Origin of the sequence: Massilia agilis, from assembly GCF_024756255.1 — a bacterium.
Taxonomy (GTDB): Bacteria; Pseudomonadota; Gammaproteobacteria; order Burkholderiales; family Burkholderiaceae_D; genus Telluria; species Telluria agilis.
Map to the genome: position 1 here is coordinate 634,948 of NZ_JANUHB010000003.1, position 16,353 is coordinate 651,300.

Genomic DNA, 16,353 nt, shown 5'->3' on the forward strand with positions numbered 1-16,353 from the left:
TTTGAAAGGAGAACGAGGCCATGAAGCCAACGCCTGCCCTGGCACACCGCGCGCCGGACCCGGAGCCCATTGAAGAGCCCAGCCCGGATACCTTCGACAACCCGCACCCGCACCACAATCCGGTGCGCACCCCGCAAGAGGACGACGAGGACATCCCGCCCGACCACAACCCGAGCGTGCGCGTCTAGTCGAAGGCCCACGAGTACAGCACGTCCAGTGCCGTATTCGTGCCGGTCTGCAGCTGCAGGGTAATGCGCGGGTTGAGCTTGTAGCGCAGCCGCACCACGCTCGACGCCGTGCTCGCACCCTGCTCGAAGCTCAGGTAGGTGCGCGACGAGAGCCGCTTGCCGACCGTGACCACGGTGCTTTCGAGCCCCTTGGCCGAGGCGCCCGACACCCCGATCTCGTCCAGCCCGAGCGAGCCGGCCACCTTGGACGGGAAGCCACCGCCGGACCCGGAGAGCAGGGCGCTGGCCGCCGCCCCCAGCACGTCGGCCTCGGTGCCGGTGGTGCCCTGCATGCCGTGCCCCAGCACCAGCCAGGACAGCTTTTCGCTGTCCGACACCGTCGGCGTGGACACCAGCTTGGCCACCGGCGCCTGCGCCGTGCCGCGCACTTCCACGCCGGCCTCGACGTTCGTTTCGCTGGGCTGGCCGCCGCCAGGCGTCTTGCGCACGGCGAGGATGTCGAGCGAGGGATTGTCGTACGGGCCGCTGAAGGTCAAGAGGCCGCGGTCGATCGTCAGCTTCTGCCCGTAGGCCGAGTAGGTGCCGCTGGCCACGCGGATGGTGCCGTTCACGCGCGGCGCCCGGCTGCCGGTGCGGCGCAGGTGCAGGCTGCCGCCGAGCGTGGCGTCGATGCCCTTGCCGCGCAGGCGGAAGTCGTCGCCCAGCTCGGCGGTGAGGTCCACCACCAGCGGCTGGGCCGCTTCGGGCTTGGCCTGCTGCTGCGGCGCGGTTCGACCCAGCACCACGACATCGTCCGACATGGTCGGGCGGCCCTGCGGCGCCAGTTCGATCAGCGCGCGGTCGGCGCGAAAGCTCCCCTCCAGCGCAAAGCGGCTGGCGTCGCGCACCAGCGTGGCCTGGCCGCTCACGACCACCGTGCGGTCCGGCCGCGACAGCGCCTCCAGCTTGTCGGCCACCAGCTTGAGCTGGACATTGGATGCGCTGCCGGCCAGCCGCATCGTGCCTTCGGCCGTGGCGGTGCCGTGCGGGCCGTTGAACGAGAGCCGCTGCAGGCGCAGCTCGTCGCCGGCGACCTGTGCGCGCAACTGGCCACCGCGCAGGTTCAGCCCCTGTTCGGTCCAGCGCGCCGCGAGGTTGTCGCCGCTGACGGTACCGTCCAGGCCCGGCGCGCCGATGGTGCCGGTGCCGGCCAGCGCCAGTTTGAGCGTGCCGTCCAGGTCCAGGCCCGGCTGGCCGGCGAGCGGGGCGAGCCAGGCGATCGACGGGATGTCGGCGTTGGCCGCCAGGCGCAGCGGGCTGGCGTCGCTCAGCAGCCCCTGCACCAGCTGGGCGGTCGCTTCCAGGTGGGTGCGACCGGGCTTTACGCCTTCCATGTCCAGCTGCGCGCGCAGCGTTCCGGCCGCGACGTCGGCGCGCGCGTCGAGCTGGCGCAGGCCGAGCGTGACCGGGATCTCGGTGCCCACGGTCAGGTCGCCGCGTTCGCGGAACAGGTGCGCCATGCCGTCCAGGGCCGGCGCGCCGCCGGTTGCCGCCGCCGTGCGCAGGTCGAGCGACCACTCTCCGCCCAGCGTCAGGTCGCCGCTGACGGTGTCGGCCAGGTCGGGCGCCACCTGGGTCAGGTAGTTGAGGGGAATGCCGGTGGCGCTGCCGCGGCTGTTCCAGCGCGGCCCGAGCTTGACCAGCGACTCCACGGTCACGGTGCCGGCCGGCAGGCGGATCACCGCGCCGTTGAATGCAAGCTGGTCCGGATGCGCGAGCCCGGCCAGGCCCGCGCCAGGCAGCGTGGCGATCCGCAGCGGCACCGGCGCCTGCAGTTCAAAGGCGTAGCGGCCGCGGTTGCGCAGCACGCCAACCGTGCCGTTCCAGGCGTTGCCGGTCCAGCCTCCGCGCAGGTCGAGCGCGGCGTCGAAGCCGTCGCCGCGCGCGGCCAGGGCAAGGGTGTGCGCTGCGCGCGTGCCGCTCGACTGCAGGCGCAGCGCGGCCACGCGGGCGGTGCCGGCGGCCAGGTCGGTCAATTGCACGTCGGCCGCCACCGGGTCCATGGGGCCGCGGCCGGTACCAAGGCTGGCAGTGGCGTGCAGCGTGCGCACGGCGTAGCGGCCCAGGAAGGCCAGGCCCTGGCCGTCGAGCGTGGTGGTGAGCGCAGGCGCGTCGATGGTTCCCGACAGCGTGCCGGCCCCGCGCAGCGCGCCGGCGTAACCCGGCCCCAGCGCGGCCAGGCGCGGTGCGTCGATGCGCCAGTCGAGCGTGTCGCGCGCGGTGCCGAAAGCGCCGCGCGCGCTCACCAGGTTCGGTCCAAGGTGCAGCTCGACGTCGGTGTTCGAGATGCGCGCGCGGTCGGCGTCAAAGCGGGCGCGGCCCGACAGGGGCGAGCCGGACAGGGTCGATTGCGGTTGCACGGCCAGGTCCAGCGCGCCGCGCCACGCCGCGCCAAAGCGCGCGTTGGCGTCGAAAGTGGCGTCGATGCTGCCGGCAAGCGGCGAACCGAATGCGGCCGGGTTGAAGCGCTGCGCCGAGCCGCTGGCCTTCACCGCGGCGACGCGCTTGCCGCCTTCGCTGGCCAGCAACGCCTCGCCGCGCGCCTGCACGATGCCGTTGGCGGCCTTGCCGTGGTCGGCCGCCCAGCCCAGGCCATTGGCATTGACCTCGAAACTCGTGCGCGGCGCGGCCATGGTGCCGGTCAGCTCGCCGCTGGCGACCACGCTGCCGTACAGGCCGGCGCGCAACACCTCGAGCTGGCGGCCCTCGACGCGCCAGCGCAAATGCTCGCCGGGCGCGCCGAAGCTGCCGCTCAGCTGCGCCGCGTTCTGGCCCAGCGCGAGCGATGCGTCCACGCTGCTCACGTGCTGCGCGTCGGCGTCCAGCTTGCCCTTGCCGGACAGCGGCTGCCCGAACAGCCGGCTGGGCGTCACCGTAAAGTCCATCGTCGTGGCCCACGCCGGGGCCAGCTTGCCGCGCGCCTGCAAGGCCGCGTTCAGGTCGGCCTGCGGCAGGTCGCCCAGCGCGGCCGGGTTGAAGTGGGCGACATTGCCCTTGACGTTGAACGCCTGGTCGCCTGCCAGGCTGGCCTTGCCGGCAAGGTCGACGGTGCCGCTGCCCACGATGAGGCGCGCCTGCTTCAGGTCGAGCGCGGTGCCGGACAGCGCCGCGTCCAGGTCCAGCCGCAGGTTCTTTTCCGCGAACCGGCCGCGCAGCGCCTGCGTCTTCTCGGCGCCCGCCAGCTCAAGATTGCCGGCAATGGCGGTCTTGCGAATGCGGCTGTGAATTTCGTGCAGGTCCAGGCGCTCGGTGCGCAGCACGAAGTCGGCCTGGCCCAGCCCCGTTTCGCCAGGTGCCCGGTGCACGCTGCCGTTGCCCGTGAACTGTCCGGCAGCGCCCAGGTCGATCAGCACGCCGGAGACCGACAGCGCCGCCAGGTCGCCGCCCAGCCGCGCCCGTAGCGCGCGCAGCGGCAGCCGCTGCTGGTCGATGGTGCCGGCCGGCCCGTCGTTGGTGATGTCCAGGTTGCCGCTGACGGCATTGCCGGCGCCAATGCGCGCGGCCACCGAGAAGGTCAGGTCCGCGGTCGGCAGGCCGGGACTGAAAAAGCCGGGATCGACATTGCGGCCGTTGATCGTGAACGCATGCAGAGGAATTGCTTCGTACGGCGCCAGCTCGACATGCCCGGTGCCGCTCGCGCGGCCGGCCTGGCCTTGCGCATCGATAACGGTGGTGGCCAGGTTGCCGCCCGCGTGCAGGGCCAGGCGTGCGGGATGCGGTGTGCTCGCGGCGTCCTGCGCCAGGCTGGCATTGGCATCGAGCTTGTAGGGCCTGGTGCCGTCGATGGTGCCGCTCGCGGCAAGCGCACCCCACGGCGTGGCTGCGGTCGCGCTGCGCAGCCGCCATCCGCTTGCGCCGCCCGAAACGCTTACGCGCACGTTGTCGATTTCGGTGGCGGCGCCCTTGCTGACGAAGACCGCTTTTGCCAGCCGCGCGTCGCGCACGTCCAGCCCGAACGGCGGCGCCAGCGTGGCGGGCATCGGCTGGGGCGGCGTTTCGCGCAGCGTTTCGGAACGCAGCGCGCCGGCATACAGTTTGTCGATCGCAAGGCTGCCGCCAATGAGGCCGGAGGGCGACCACACGATGTCCACGTTGTCGATGGTGAGCAGTTGGTCCGGCGTGCGGTACACGATGCGCGCGATGTGCATCGGCCCGTACAGCGAGCCGGAGATGCCCGACAAGGTGAGCTTGCCGCCGGTGGCGTTGGCGACCCTTTGCGCCAGCGACTGCAGCGTCGCCGGCCGGCCCAGGTACCAGGCGCCGGCGGCGGCCAGCGCGGCCACGATGGCTACGCCCGCGGCCAGGCGGCGCGGCCAGCGCCGCGGTGCCGGCGACGGGGTGGCGGGGGCGGGCGTTGGCGTATCCATCAGAAGGTGAACCCCAGCGAGAAGTGCAGGCGCACCTGGCGCGCGGCCTGGCCGTATGCGATATCGACGTTGATCGGCCCGGCCGGGCTGCGCCAGCGCGCGCCCACGCCGTAGCCGGACTTGGGCCGCAGGTCGGCGATGCGGTCGGCCGCGTTGCCGGCGTCGTAGAACACCGCCGCGCCCCACGGCGGCTTGAACCAGTACTGCAGCTCGGCGCTGCCGGTGGCCAGGTAGCGCCCGCCGACGGTCGCGCCGTCCTCCTTCACGCCCAGCTCCTGGTAGGCGTAGCCGCGCACCGACTGGTCACCGCCGGCACGGAACAGGAAGGTGCTCGGCACGCCGGTCTTGGCCCTGGAGCCGACCGCGCCGGCCTCGGCGCGCAGCACCAGCGAGACCTTGGTCGACAAGGGCTTGAGCAGGAAGGCGCGGCCCCAGGCGCGGATGAACTGGCGGTCGGTCATCACCGGCAGCAAGGCGCCGCCGAGTTGGCCGGTCAGCACATAGCCGCGCGTGGGCGTGATCAGGTTGTCGAGCTCGCGCTTGGTGACGGCATACGTGAGCGGCAGGCTCTTGCTGCGCGTGGACGGCTGGCTGTCGATCGTGCGCAGCTCGGTCAGCGCTTCGAGCGTCACGCTTTGCTCGAGCCGCGGCGAGCCCCAGGCGCGCCGTCCCGAGATGCTGGACACGTTGGTGATCTCGCCCTGTACATCGGTGCGTTCGACGCCGCCGCCGATGCTGTCGTCAAAGCCGCTTGGGGTGGTCGGCCAGTAGAAGTCGGCGCGCCCGGTCTGGCGCTTCTGCTCGACGATCAGGCGGCTTTTCAGGCGCGTGCCATGCACGTTCAGGTCGTTGTAGTTCAGCTGGACGCGCCCGCCGGTGTTGGTCGACAGGCCGGCGCCGGCCTCCACGCTGCGCTGCTTGTTTTCGGTGACCTGCACCAGCACAGGCAGCACCAGCGGCACGTTGTCCGGCGTGGCCGCCGCTTCCTCCTGCCCGGCCGTGTCCAGGCTCACCTGCACGCTGCTGAAGTAGCCGGTGTCCTGCAGGCGGGTCTGGAAGGCCTGCATCGCCGCCTCGCTGTACGGATCGCCCGGGCTGATCCGGTTCAGGTTGGTGACCACCGTCCGTGGATAGCGGTACAGGCCGACCACGTGCAGCGCGCCGAAATGCACGTCCGGGCCGCTGTCCACCACGATGTGAAGCAGCGCCTTGTGCGCGGCGGGATCGACGGTGGCGCGGGTTTCGGCCAGCTGCGCGCGCGCGAAGCGGTTGCGCGTGACCTGGCGCAGGAAGTCGCGCTTGGCGCTCTCCCAGTCGGCCTGGCGGAACTGGCGCCCGGCCGGCAGCGTCCAGTCGCTGCGCAGCGCTTTCTCGTCGAAGGGCAGGCCGCTGCCGGTGGTGCCAAAGCCGCGCAGTTCGATCTCGACCTGGCCGACCGTGACCGGCGGCCCCGGATCGACACTGATGCGCGCGACCGGTTCGGTGCCGCTGGTGTCCAGCCGGGCCTCGATCTTCGGCGTGTAGTAACCCTCGGTTTCGACCAGCGTGCGCGCCTGCGCCGGCGCCTCGCGCACCAGCCTTTGCAGGAGCGGCAGGTCCACGCGCGGGTTGCCGCGCCAGCGCATCAGGTCCAGGTTATTGGTGAGCAGTTCGTCGAGTGCGCCGGGCGCGTCCACCTGCACCGTGTAGCTGATGCCCCCCACGCTGGGGGTATCCTGGGCCAGGGCCACCTGGACCAGCAGCAGGGCGTACACGGCCGACACGATTTGTGCCAAAATTCGAGGTCGCCGCCGCGCCGTCGTCAGGTGATCAAGGCCCACAAAGAACATGTCGCTCCATTCGCACTTATTGCAGAGAACATCTTAACGGATCGGCAAACAGACTGGCGAACGTTTATCTTCAGAAATTATTCAGCATGCATCCTACCGACACTGCGCTGGTCCTGTTCAGCGGCGGACAAGACTCCACCACCTGCCTGGCCTGGGCCCTGCAGCGCTTTGCGCGCGTGGAGACCATCGGCTTCGATTACGGCCAGCGCCATGCCATCGAGCTGTCGGTGCGCCCCACCGTGCTGGCGCAGGTGCGCGCGCTGTCGCCAAGCTGGAACGAGCGGCTGGGCGAAGACCACATGATCGACCTGTCGCTGATCTCGAAGATCTCCGACACGGCGCTCACCAGCAATGTCGAAATCGCGATGCAGGAAAACGGCCTGCCCAACACCTTCGTCCCGGGCCGCAACCTGCTGTTCATGACCGTGGCCGCGACCGTGGCCTACCGCCGGGGCCTCTCGGTGCTGGTGGGCGGCATGTGCGAGACCGATTTTTCCGGCTACCCCGACTGCCGCGACGACACGATGAAGGCGCTGCAGGTCGCGCTCAATTTGGGCATGGCCACGCGCCAGCGCATCGAAACGCCGCTCATGTGGATCGACAAGAAGCAGACCTGGGAACTGGCCTATGAGGCCGGCGGCCAGCCGCTGGTGGACCTGATCCGCTTCGAGACCCACACCTGCTACCTGGGCGAGCGCGGCGAGCGGCACGAGTGGGGCTACGGCTGCGGCAAGTGCCCGGCCTGCGAGCTGCGCGCGCGCGGCTACGCCCAGTTCGCCGCCAGCCGCGGCGCCTGATCCGGGCACCCAGCGATGCGCCTGGCCCTGCTGACCGACCTGCACGCAAACCGCGAGGCGCTGGCCGCGTGCCTGGCGCATGCGGCGCAGCAGAAGGCCGACCAGTATGCGTTCATGGGCGACTTCGTCGGCTATGGCGCCGACCCGGCATGGGTGGTGCAGACCGTGATGGATTACGTGGCGCGCGGCGCAATCGCGGTGCAGGGCAACCATGACTATTCGGTGACGCGGCCGGCCAGGCCCCAGATGCACGCCGAGGCGCGCGAAGTGATCGAATGGACGCGCGGCCAGCTCGCGCCGGCGCAGCTCGACTTCCTGGCCACGCTGCCGCTCACGCGCCAGCTCGGCAACATGCTGTTCGTGCATGCCAGTGCCTACGATCCGATCAAGTGGGAATACGTGACCGGCGTCGAGCAGGCCGAGCGTTCGCTGCGCGCGACCGCGAGCAAGCTGGTGTTCTCGGGCCATGTGCACGCGCCGGCGCTGTTCCGGCGTGCCGATGACGGGCGGGTCGGCAAGCACCAGCCGTCGCCCAACTCGCGCCTGGTGCTGCAGCCGCAGCACCAGTACCTGGCCATTCCCGGCGCGGTGGGCCAGCCGCGCGACGCCAACAACGCGGCCTGCTATGCGCTGTACGACGATGCGACGCGGGAGCTGTGCTACTTCAGGGTGCCCTACGACCACGGCGCCGCGGCGCGGCGGGTGATCGGGGCCGGGTTGCCGATCGTGTTCGCGATGCGGCTGGTGGAAGGGATCTGAGGGGCTGTGTGGATTATGTAGGGTGGGCAGGTTCTCCTGCCCACGCGTTCAAGTAACGCTCGCGCCGCCTGGACGCGTGGGCAGGAGACCTGCCCACCCTACAAGTGAAGACGTATCAGACTGCCTGCTCGCGCAGCATGCGCTGCTTCTTCGAGCGCTTGGTGAAGAACCAGATGATCGCAAGCGGCAGCAAGAGGGGCAGCAGCAGCGGCGAGATCATGGCGGCCAGCGCCAGCGCGCCCACGCCCAGCACGCCAAGCAGGATCACGCCCACGCCGGCGAACACGACCGCCAGCACGGCGCCCACCACCAGCATCACGAATCCCGCGATCAGGGTGCCGCCGCCGGCGAACACCAGGCCAAGCAGCGCGCCCAGCGGACCGTCGATGCGTTCGCCGTCGATGTCGACAGTCCAGATGTCGGCATGCGCGAACAGGGCCCAGGACGCGGCGGCGACCAGCAGCAGGATGATCCAGGGAGCGTACTTTTTCATGGCTTACCTCGTTGTGTGGTTGTTCGGTATGGTTGTACTGTAGGCGCGCGCGCCGCGTGCGGCCATCGGAATGCGACAGGCTGCAGCTTTTGCGGACCAGGCGTGCGCAAGCGCCGACGAACGTGTTGGCGCGCCGCCCGGCCCTGGCCTTGAAATGCGGCTGTCCTTGCCTATACTGACAGTCCGCGCTGCCGTCCGGGGGATGCCATGCACAATAACGAGCACAAGATGAACGCGCGCCGGGCCCATGCTGCTCCGGTGTTGTTCAACAGCGGGCCGAAAGGGCCGCCGTCGGCCCCGCCGACGATCCCGCCGATCATCATCAACCCCTTCCCGCGCGAGGCGCCCAGCCCGGCCATCGACCCGCGCCCGCGCCCGCTGCGCCCGCCGGTGGCGCCGCCGCGCACGCCGGGCCTGCGCGCCCGCAGGCCGCCGCGCGCCTCCTGAAATCGCCCGCTGCCGGGGGCAAGCTGGTACTATTTCCCTAGTGCATTATCTATGCAAGGGAAATCATGGAAAGCCGCCTCCGCCGCCTTGAAGCGGTCCAGTCGATGCTGCTCGAAATCGGGCAGATGACCACCAGCTGCAACGACATCACCGAATTCATCCGCCTGGTGCACCGCGAACTTGGCCGCATCATGTTTGCCGCCAACTTCTATGTGGCGCTGTCGGACCGCGAAGATGGCACAGTGCGCTTCGTGTACTTCGTGGACGAGCAGGACGCCTCGCCCGACCCCGGCGAGCGCGTGCGCCTGGCCTCGCCCGAGCAGTCGCCGACCGCCTGGGTCATCCTGAACAAGCGCACGCTGGTGATCACGCGCGACGACTTCGACGAGCGTGGCCAGTGGGGCGCCGGCAGTGCGGCCGAGCACTGGATCGGCTGCCCGCTGCTGGACCAGCAGCACCAGGCGCTGGGCGCGATCGTCATCCAGAGCTACACGCCGGCGCACCGCTACAGCGACGAAGACCAGGCGCTGTTCGCGCTGATCGCCAACCACGTGTCGATCGCGCTGCAGGGCCTGCAGAGCATGGACCGGCTCGAGCGCGCGGTGCAGGAGCGCACCGCGGCGCTGGCGATCGAGGTGGCCGAGCGGCGCCGCGCCGAGCAGCTGCAGCACGCGCTGTTCCAGATCGCGAACCTGTCGGCGCGCGCGGTCGAACCCGAGGACCTGCCGGGCAGCCTGCACCGCATCATCAGCGAACTGATCACCGCCGATAACTTCCTGATCGCGCTGTACCATCCCGACACCCAGGAAATGAGCGTGCCGTACTTCGTGGACCAGAAGGATGCCGTGGCGCCGGTCAAGCGTTTTCGCTACGGCGTGGGAATGAGCTCGTACGTGCTGGCGTCCAAGCACGCGCAGCTGCACGACGCGGGCAGCTTTGCGCGGCTGCAGGCGAGCGGCCAGGTCACCGAACCGCTGGGCAGCCAGGACATCGCCAGCTGGATGGGCGCGCCAATGCTGTTCAACGACGAGCCCTACGGCGTGATCATCGTGCAGAGCTATGACCCGGCAATCGTGTACAGCAAGGCCGAACTCGACCTGCTGGCGTTCATGGCCAGCCACGCCGCGGTGGCGATCGCGCGCATGGAGGCGGACCACCGGATCCGGCGCGCCAACGACAGGCTGGAACACCAGAACGCGGCGCTGAACCATGCGCTGAACCAGCTGCAGCAGGCGCAGTCCGAGCTGGTGCGGCAGGAGAAGCTGGCCTCGCTCGGGCGCCTGGTGGCCGGCGTGGCGCACGAGATCAACACCCCGCTGGGCATCTGCGTGACCGCGACCAGCCACCTGGTGCAGGAGCTCAAGCTCACGCGCGAGGAGCTGGAAGCGGGCGAGATGACCGAGGAAAGCCTGCGGGCATTCTTCGACGTGGTGGACCAGTCGCTGCGCATCATGACCACCAACACCCAGCGCGCGGCGGCGCTGGTGCGCAGCTTCAAGCAGGTGGCGGTGGACCAGTCGTCGGACGACCTGCGCAGCTTCAACCTGGGGGCCTACCTGCACGAAGTGCTGCTGTCGCTGCAGCCGAAGCTGAAGGGGCGCCCGGTCAAGGTGGACGTGCAATGCCCGCCCGACCTGGTGCTCGACAGCTTTCCGGGTGCGGTGTCGCAGATCGTGACCAACATGCTGGTGAACTCGCTGGTGCATGGCTACGAGCGCGACCAGGCCGGCACGATCAGCATCCGCGCACGGCGCGACGGCGAGACCGTCACGCTCGACTATGCCGATGACGGCGCGGGCATGGACCAGGATACGCTGGCCAAGCTGTTCGATCCGTTCTTCACGACCAAGCGCGGCAGCGGCGGCAGCGGGCTCGGGGCCCACATCCTGTACAACCTGGCCACCGGGCCGCTGGGCGGCACCGTGCGCGCCGAGAGCGAACCGGGCAAGGGACTACGCTACCAGCTCAAGTTCCCGCGCAGCCGGCGCGAGCAGAAGGCGGCCTGAGTGGCGCATCCGCCGCCGCCGCCCGCGAATTGCCGTACGGAATTTGTCTTAATTTCTGCAGTGTGAAGATATAACTTTGTTGTGACAATTCAATAGCTTATCGTATTTCCTGCGCATATATGATCTCCGGCTCATACAGATACGGAGTGACGATGTTCAGGAAACTTGGTATGGCTGCGGGCTGCGCCGTCTTTTGCGCCGGATGTTCCACCGCGCTGCCGGCGGGCGACCATGGACCGGTCCAGATGGACGGCATGCGCGTGAACGCCGACTTGGTCGACCTGACCCAGCTGAAAGTGTACGTGAACGGCGAGAAGGTGATCGATGATGGCCTTTCCTTGCCCAAGGGCGAAGGCAGCTTTCGCGGCAGCTACGCCGGCAAGCCGGTGCTGGCCAGCTGCTCGACCCGGCGCGTGCTGGCGAGCGGCGCGACCTCGTGCGTGATCACGGTCGGCAGCACCAGCCGCAGCATGTTGTTCTGAGCGGCGCTGCCGCTCAGTCCGGCCAGTTGCGGTTGATCTGGACCGCCTGGTCGATATTCTTGATCAACAGGTCGACGAAGCGCGGGTCGAGGTGGTGGCCGGCCGCTTCGCGCAGGTATTCGGTCACTTTCTCCACCGGCCAGGCATCCTTGTAGCAGCGCTTGTGGCTGAGGGCGTCGAACACGTCGGCCACCGCCACGATGCGCGCGTAGGGGTGGATCTGCTCGCCCGACAGTCCCTGCGGATAGCCGCTGCCGTCGTACTTCTCGTGGTGCTGGTGGGCGATCACCGCGGCCGCCTTCAGGATCGGCCGTTGCGAGCCCTGCAGGATCGACAGGCCCACGGCCGGGTGCTGCTTCATGATTTCCCACTCTTCCGGCGTGAGCTTGCCGGGCTTGAGCAGCACCGAGTCGGGCGTGGCGATCTTGCCGATGTCGTGCATCGGCGCGGCGTGCATCAGCACCGCCGTTTCATCTTCCGGCAGGCCGGCTTCGCGCGCCAGCAGCTGGCACACCTGGGCCATGCGGCGCACGTGGTTGCCGGCCTCGTTCGAGCGCGATTCGACCACGTCGCCCAGGCGCAGGATCAGCTCGGCCTGGGTGTCGGTGATTTCCTGGTTGAGCAGGATGTTGTCGAAGGCGATCGCGACCCCGGAGCAGAACACCTCCAGCAGCTGGGCGTCGATCTCGGAAATTTCCTCGACCCCGCGCAGCACCAGCAGCGAGGCCTTGCCGCTGCTGTTGGGGAAGTAGCCGACATAGGTGTCGCCGTGCAGCTTGGAGATGCGGTTGGCGCGCGCCTCGTCGAGCTGGGCCACCAGCTCGGGGCCGATGATCTCGCCGCCAAGGTCGCCGATCTGGGCCAGGATCTCGTAGCGGCTTTCGCCCGTGATCAGGCTGGCGCCGGCCACGCGCAGCAGCATGCTCTGCTCCAGGCGCAACAGCGCCACCACCTGCTGCAGCAGGCCGCTGGCAAAGTCTTTCAGGTTGCGCTGCTTGAAGATGTGGGCCGAGGCCGCGATCACGCGTTCCAGGCCCTCGCGGTAGTTGGCCTGCGTGCGGCGCGCCTCCTCGACCTTCATGATGTCGCGGTAGGCGCGCAGCGCGGCGAAGGTGGTGGTGAACAGCTTGGTCCGGTCGAGCTCGGTCTTTTCCTTGTAATCGTTGATGTCGTAGTCAACGATCACGCGCTCTTCCGGCGCCTGGCCGGGCTGGCCGGTGCGCAGCACGATGCGGGTGAACTGGTTGCCCAGGTCCTGGCGCATCCAGCGCGCGATTTCCAGGCCGCTGTCCTCGCGCTCCATCACCACGTCGAGGAACACGAGGGCGATGTCCTTTTCGCGCGCCAGCACTTCCTTCGCTTCCGGCCCGCTGTAGGCGTGCAGGAAGGTCAGGGGGCGGCCGTCGAGGCGAAAGCGCGACAGCGTCAGCTTGGTGATGTCATGGACGTCGGGCTCGTCATCGACCAGCAGGACCTTCCAGGGTGCAACTTTGGGCGCGGCGGACAAAAAAGCCATAGTACTTTCCGATACCGTTTTATTGTGGGCCGCAGGCCGGCGCATGATGCAGCCTGCATGAGTGCCGCGTAACAATTTGATTGTAGTATGACCAGATATCATTAACAACAGGAAACACTGTTGCATTTTTGCAGAATCGCGTCACGCCACACCGCCACCGCGCTTCGATGGTATTTGTTCAATATCTTTTTATAATTTTCAGTCTACCCGGGGCGGGTTATAGCGCTTCTGGCAGCGTTCGCAATAGAAGCTGCGCCGCCGGCTGTGGCCGAGGTTGGCCTTGTGGAAAGGGATGTGGCAGCGCGGGCAGATCGATTTGGTGTGCGCCAGCCAGTGCTGCTTGAGCACGAATTGTTTCTTCCACTCGAGGAACTCGAAGCTGTAGGTGCGGGCCTGCTCGACCAGCGCGCGCAGCTTGGGCGCGGGCAGGGCGCCCACGGTCGAGAGCGGGTGGACGCGGATGCGGAACAGCACCTCGTTCTTGATGATGTTGCCCACCCCGGAAAAGATGTCCTGGTCGAGCAAGGCGTCGCAGGCCAGCATGCCGGGCGCCGCGCGCAGCTTCTTGCGGGCGCCCGCCGGGTCCCACTGGTCGGACATCACGTCCGCGCTCCAGTCGTACAGCTGGTCGAGCTCGCCCTCCAGCACCTTCACCGAGCAGGCGTAAAAGTTCAGCTCGCCGCCATCCTCCATTGCCAGGCCCAGGCGCGCGGGCCGGTCACGCCGTTCGTCCACGCGGTAACTGCCGAACAGCAGGAAATGGATGCGCAGCACCAGCTCGGGCAGCTCGATCAGGAAATGCTTGCCCCAGGTGCGCAGCGACACGATCGGCTGGCCGACCAGGCGTGTCTTGTCGATCGCCCAGGTGTTGCCCTCGGCATGCACGATGCGCTGGCCGACGAAGCGGCGCGACTGTTCCTTCAAAATCACCAGCGACGGACCTTCCGGCACGGCTCACCTCCCTTGGCCCGATTGTGGCGCGCTCCTGCCGAAAATCATGTTCGGAGACTAACATTTCGATACAAAAGTGGACGGCGGGGCAGCAGACGGCGGTGGCCAAAGCGGCGTATATTTGTCATGAGATCAGGAACAGAAAGGACTCCACCATGAAACCGCTGATGCGACAGCTTGCTCTCGCGGGCCTCTGCCTGCTTTCTGCCGGCGGCGCGCTGGCCGCCGAGGTGACAGTGAACTACATCGAACCGGGCAAGTTCGCCGACATGCCGTTCGAGCCGTGGGAACGGGAGAACGTGCTCAAGGACCTGACCGAGCACTTCCAGAAGCTGGGCAAGCAACTGCCGGCGGACCAGAACCTGACGATCGAAGTGCTGGATATCGACCTGGCCGGCCGCATCTATCCGAACATGCGCGGGCAGAATTTGCGCGTGCTCCGGGGCGGCGCCGACTGGCCGCGCATGCGCCTGCGCTACCGGCTCGAAGCGGGCGGGCAGGTGCTGGCCAGCGGCGACGCCGAGTTGTCCGACATGATGTACATGCAGCGCGCCAACCGGTTCTCGGACGGCGATACGCTGCGCTTCGAAAAACAGATGCTGGACGACTGGTTCAACAAGACCTTCCTGCCCAAGCGCTGAGCGGGGCCAGCCTGGCGGGCGCGGGCGTGTAGGGTGGGCGGGTTTCCCGCCCACGCGTTCAAGCCACGCCGGCGCCGTGGTAACCCTTGCTTTCCCTGGACGCGTGGGCAGACGAGCTGCCCACCCTACGTGCAATCCACGAAAAAAAGCCCGGCACCAGGTGCCGGGCTGTCAAAAGCGGGACAGGCCCGCACGCTCCCTTAGGGTTCACTGGTGTCGCCTACGGCGCCTTCGGCTGCGCGCCCGGTTTGCCCGGCTGGCTGAGATCCTTGACGGTGTAGTCGGCCGGCACGCTGAACAGGGCGGCGGCCGGCTCTTCACGCTTGATTTTGTCGAGGTGGAACAGTACCTCGCCCGAACGCGGATCGCTGTGGCGGGTCGAGACCGTCACCTGCAGGTCTTGGGCGTACCAGGTCTCGTCCGAGACGACGATGGGTTTGCTGTTGCCGATCGCGCCGGCCGGAATCTCGTAGCTGCGCAGCTTGCCCTGCGCCTTGACGCCGTCGAAGTCGCGCGTGCCCAGGTCCTTGCTGCTGGCGTTGGCCGACCAGCTGCGGTCCGAGAACGCTTCCACCAGGGCGGGCGTGACCTGGATGTGGACCGGGCTGGCGCCGGCCGCCTTGCCCTCGTGGCCGGGCACCTCGAAGCGCCGTACCGTGACCGCATGGCCGCCGGCCTGGCCTTCGGGCAGCACGCCGTCCTTGCGCAGCTCGTCGACGCGTACCCGTGCCGCCTCCGCCGCGGCGCGCCCGGCCTCGGCCCCGGCCCGCGCAGCCTCGGCAGCCGCACGGTTGGCTTCGGCGGAAGCACGGTGGGCCTGGGCCGCGCTGCGGGCCGCTTCGGCCGCAATGCGGGCGGCGATCGCGCCCGGGTCCATGCCGGCGGTCCTGAACCTGGTGGCGGTCTTGTCACGCGGGTTCAGTGCCCAGGTCACGCCTTCGACCGGGTCGTGGATCGACACGCTGGCCAGCTCGCCCCTGGCGTCGCGCGTTTCGTAACGGGCACGCCCGGCGCTGTCGCGGTAGCTCATCGTGACGCTCTTTTGCGTGATCTGGTTACCGTCCGCCAGCATCCGGATGCGCTCGGTGACCATCTCGGCGCTGTACGGCGCGTTCTTGACGGTCCTGCGCGGGCTTTCGCGCATGACGTCGATCTGCATGCGCTGGGCGCCGGCCAGCGCCGGTGCGGCTTTGGCGGCCGGGGCTGGCTGGGACGCCTGGCCCGCGTCCTCCAGCTCGGCCGACAGGGCGGGCAGGCACAGGCCGGCCAGGCTGGCAGCCAGGATCAGTTTGTTCGTGTTCATGGGGCTCCTCGTGTTTCGTCGTCTAGTGAAGTCAGGCGCAGGGCGAGCGGCTCGCCGTCCGCGCTCACCAGCATTTCGGCCTTGACCGAGTCGCCGGCGTTTTCCGGGGTGATCGCCACGCCGAGCGGGGCCAGCGTGGTGCGCGGCACCTGCGTCTGGACCAGCCGCGGCGCCGGTTCGCGCTGGATCCGTTCCAGCGAGTCGAGCGCGATGAAGGCGCGGTCGTCGCGGCTGGCCTGGGCCAGCGTGCCGGCGGCCTGGGGCAGGGCCGCCGCACCGTCCACCGGCACGCCGCCCGGCGACAGGGTGAACACCAGTACCACCAGCGCCACGCTGGCCAGGCTGCCGGCGATGCCAAAGCGTGGCTCGTGCAGGCGCTGGTACCAGCGGCGGCGCGGCGGGAAGGTGTGCGCAAAGGCTTGCATCAGTTCCTGCTCCACCCCGGCCGGGGTGTCGTGGCGGGCCAGTTCGGCGCGCAGGGCGGCCAGCGGTGAAGCCAGGATCGAATTGTTCATGTCCTCGTCAGTCATTTTCT

Annotated in this window: 14 protein-coding genes; 7 read left to right on the forward strand and 7 right to left on the reverse strand. The window is 68.8% G+C overall.

All coding sequences use genetic code 11. The annotated features are described in order from the left end of the window. Positions 1-20: 20 nt before the first annotated feature. Positions 21-188: a hypothetical protein gene (locus NX774_RS16470; protein WP_258823318.1), complete on the forward strand. Its 168-nt coding sequence runs from the start codon at positions 21-23 to the stop codon at positions 186-188. Here NX774_RS16470 and NX774_RS16475 read toward each other — a convergent pair. Together NX774_RS16475 and NX774_RS16480 are read right to left on the reverse strand one after the other, a co-directional pair. After that, the gene (locus NX774_RS16475; protein WP_258823319.1) at positions 185-4,594 is read right to left on the reverse strand and encodes a translocation/assembly module TamB domain-containing protein; all 4,410 of its coding nucleotides are present in this window, start codon (positions 4,592-4,594) and stop codon (positions 185-187) included. The two genes, NX774_RS16470 and NX774_RS16475, sit on opposite strands and share 4 nt — an antisense overlap. Then, complete coding sequence (locus tag NX774_RS16480; protein WP_258823320.1) at positions 4,594-6,369, reverse strand: autotransporter assembly complex protein TamA; 1,776 nt, start codon at positions 6,367-6,369, stop codon at positions 4,594-4,596. The genes NX774_RS16475 and NX774_RS16480 overlap by 1 nt, the downstream gene beginning before the upstream one ends. Before the next feature lie 140 nt (positions 6,370-6,509). Between NX774_RS16480 and queC the strand changes: the two genes are divergently transcribed. Next, positions 6,510-7,220 (forward strand): 7-cyano-7-deazaguanine synthase QueC, encoded by a 711-nt coding sequence (queC, locus tag NX774_RS16485; protein ID WP_258823321.1) that lies wholly within the window; start codon positions 6,510-6,512, stop codon positions 7,218-7,220. A 15-nt stretch (positions 7,221-7,235) separates the two neighbouring features. Next, entirely contained in the window at positions 7,236-7,979 is a 744-nt protein-coding gene (locus tag NX774_RS16490) for a metallophosphoesterase family protein (RefSeq protein ID WP_258823322.1), read from the forward strand. Between the two features lie 115 nt (positions 7,980-8,094). Here NX774_RS16490 and NX774_RS16495 read toward each other — a convergent pair whose 3' ends face one another. Beyond that, positions 8,095-8,472 carry a hypothetical protein gene (locus NX774_RS16495; protein WP_258823323.1) on the reverse strand — a complete coding sequence of 126 codons (378 nt, stop codon included), beginning with the start codon at positions 8,470-8,472 and terminating at the stop codon, positions 8,095-8,097. Between the two features lie 207 nt (positions 8,473-8,679). Between NX774_RS16495 and NX774_RS16500 the strand changes: the two genes are divergently transcribed. From NX774_RS16500 to NX774_RS16510, 3 genes are all read left to right on the forward strand, one after another. Beyond that, positions 8,680-8,919 (forward strand): hypothetical protein, encoded by a 240-nt coding sequence (locus tag NX774_RS16500; RefSeq protein ID WP_258823324.1) that lies wholly within the window; start codon positions 8,680-8,682, stop codon positions 8,917-8,919. Between the two features lie 65 nt (positions 8,920-8,984). Continuing rightward, the gene (locus tag NX774_RS16505) at positions 8,985-10,925 is read left to right on the forward strand and encodes a GAF domain-containing sensor histidine kinase (protein ID WP_258823325.1); all 1,941 of its coding nucleotides are present in this window, start codon (positions 8,985-8,987) and stop codon (positions 10,923-10,925) included. 170 nt (positions 10,926-11,095) lie between these two features. Further along, on the forward strand, positions 11,096-11,407 hold the full coding sequence (locus NX774_RS16510) for a hypothetical protein (protein WP_258823326.1): 312 nt from the start codon (positions 11,096-11,098) through the stop codon (positions 11,405-11,407). Between the two features lie 13 nt (positions 11,408-11,420). Here the strand turns inward: NX774_RS16510 and NX774_RS16515 are convergent, their stop codons facing one another. Both NX774_RS16515 and NX774_RS16520 read right to left on the reverse strand, forming a co-directional pair. Next, positions 11,421-12,923: an HD domain-containing phosphohydrolase gene (locus NX774_RS16515; RefSeq protein ID WP_258823327.1), complete on the reverse strand. Its 1,503-nt coding sequence runs from the start codon at positions 12,921-12,923 to the stop codon at positions 11,421-11,423. Between the two features lie 198 nt (positions 12,924-13,121). Next, the gene (locus NX774_RS16520) at positions 13,122-13,874 is read right to left on the reverse strand and encodes a DNA-formamidopyrimidine glycosylase family protein (RefSeq protein ID WP_258823328.1); all 753 of its coding nucleotides are present in this window, start codon (positions 13,872-13,874) and stop codon (positions 13,122-13,124) included. Positions 13,875-14,041: 167 nt separating this feature from the next. Between NX774_RS16520 and NX774_RS16525 the strand changes: the two genes are divergently transcribed. Further along, positions 14,042-14,515, forward strand: coding sequence for a DUF3016 domain-containing protein (locus NX774_RS16525; RefSeq protein WP_258823329.1), 474 nt, complete (start codon positions 14,042-14,044; stop codon positions 14,513-14,515). A 220-nt stretch (positions 14,516-14,735) separates the two neighbouring features. Here the strand turns inward: NX774_RS16525 and NX774_RS16530 are convergent, their stop codons facing one another. Further along, positions 14,736-15,818 (reverse strand): hypothetical protein, encoded by a 1,083-nt coding sequence (locus NX774_RS16530; protein ID WP_258823330.1) that lies wholly within the window; start codon positions 15,816-15,818, stop codon positions 14,736-14,738. Further along, on the reverse strand, positions 15,815-16,348 hold the full coding sequence (locus tag NX774_RS16535) for a hypothetical protein (protein ID WP_258823331.1): 534 nt from the start codon (positions 16,346-16,348) through the stop codon (positions 15,815-15,817). Before NX774_RS16535 ends, NX774_RS16530 begins: the two co-directional genes overlap by 4 nt. Between the last annotated feature and the right edge of the window lie 5 nt (positions 16,349-16,353).

Coding starts and splice junctions, on each gene's coding strand:
- NX774_RS16470 (WP_258823318.1), top strand. CDS start 21: ATGAAGCCAACGCCTGCCCTGGCACACCGCGCGCCGGACCCGGAGCCC.
- NX774_RS16475 (WP_258823319.1), bottom strand. CDS start 4,594: ATGGATACGCCAACGCCCGCCCCCGCCACCCCGTCGCCGGCACCGCGG.
- queC (WP_258823321.1), top strand. CDS start 6,510: ATGCATCCTACCGACACTGCGCTGGTCCTGTTCAGCGGCGGACAAGAC.
- NX774_RS16490 (WP_258823322.1), top strand. CDS start 7,236: ATGCGCCTGGCCCTGCTGACCGACCTGCACGCAAACCGCGAGGCGCTG.
- NX774_RS16495 (WP_258823323.1), bottom strand. CDS start 8,472: ATGAAAAAGTACGCTCCCTGGATCATCCTGCTGCTGGTCGCCGCCGCG.
- NX774_RS16500 (WP_258823324.1), top strand. CDS start 8,680: ATGCACAATAACGAGCACAAGATGAACGCGCGCCGGGCCCATGCTGCT.
- NX774_RS16505 (WP_258823325.1), top strand. CDS start 8,985: ATGGAAAGCCGCCTCCGCCGCCTTGAAGCGGTCCAGTCGATGCTGCTC.
- NX774_RS16510 (WP_258823326.1), top strand. CDS start 11,096: ATGGCTGCGGGCTGCGCCGTCTTTTGCGCCGGATGTTCCACCGCGCTG.
- NX774_RS16515 (WP_258823327.1), bottom strand. CDS start 12,923: ATGGCTTTTTTGTCCGCCGCGCCCAAAGTTGCACCCTGGAAGGTCCTG.
- NX774_RS16525 (WP_258823329.1), top strand. CDS start 14,042: ATGCGACAGCTTGCTCTCGCGGGCCTCTGCCTGCTTTCTGCCGGCGGC.
- NX774_RS16530 (WP_258823330.1), bottom strand. CDS start 15,818: ATGAACACGAACAAACTGATCCTGGCTGCCAGCCTGGCCGGCCTGTGC.
- NX774_RS16535 (WP_258823331.1), bottom strand. CDS start 16,348: ATGACTGACGAGGACATGAACAATTCGATCCTGGCTTCACCGCTGGCC.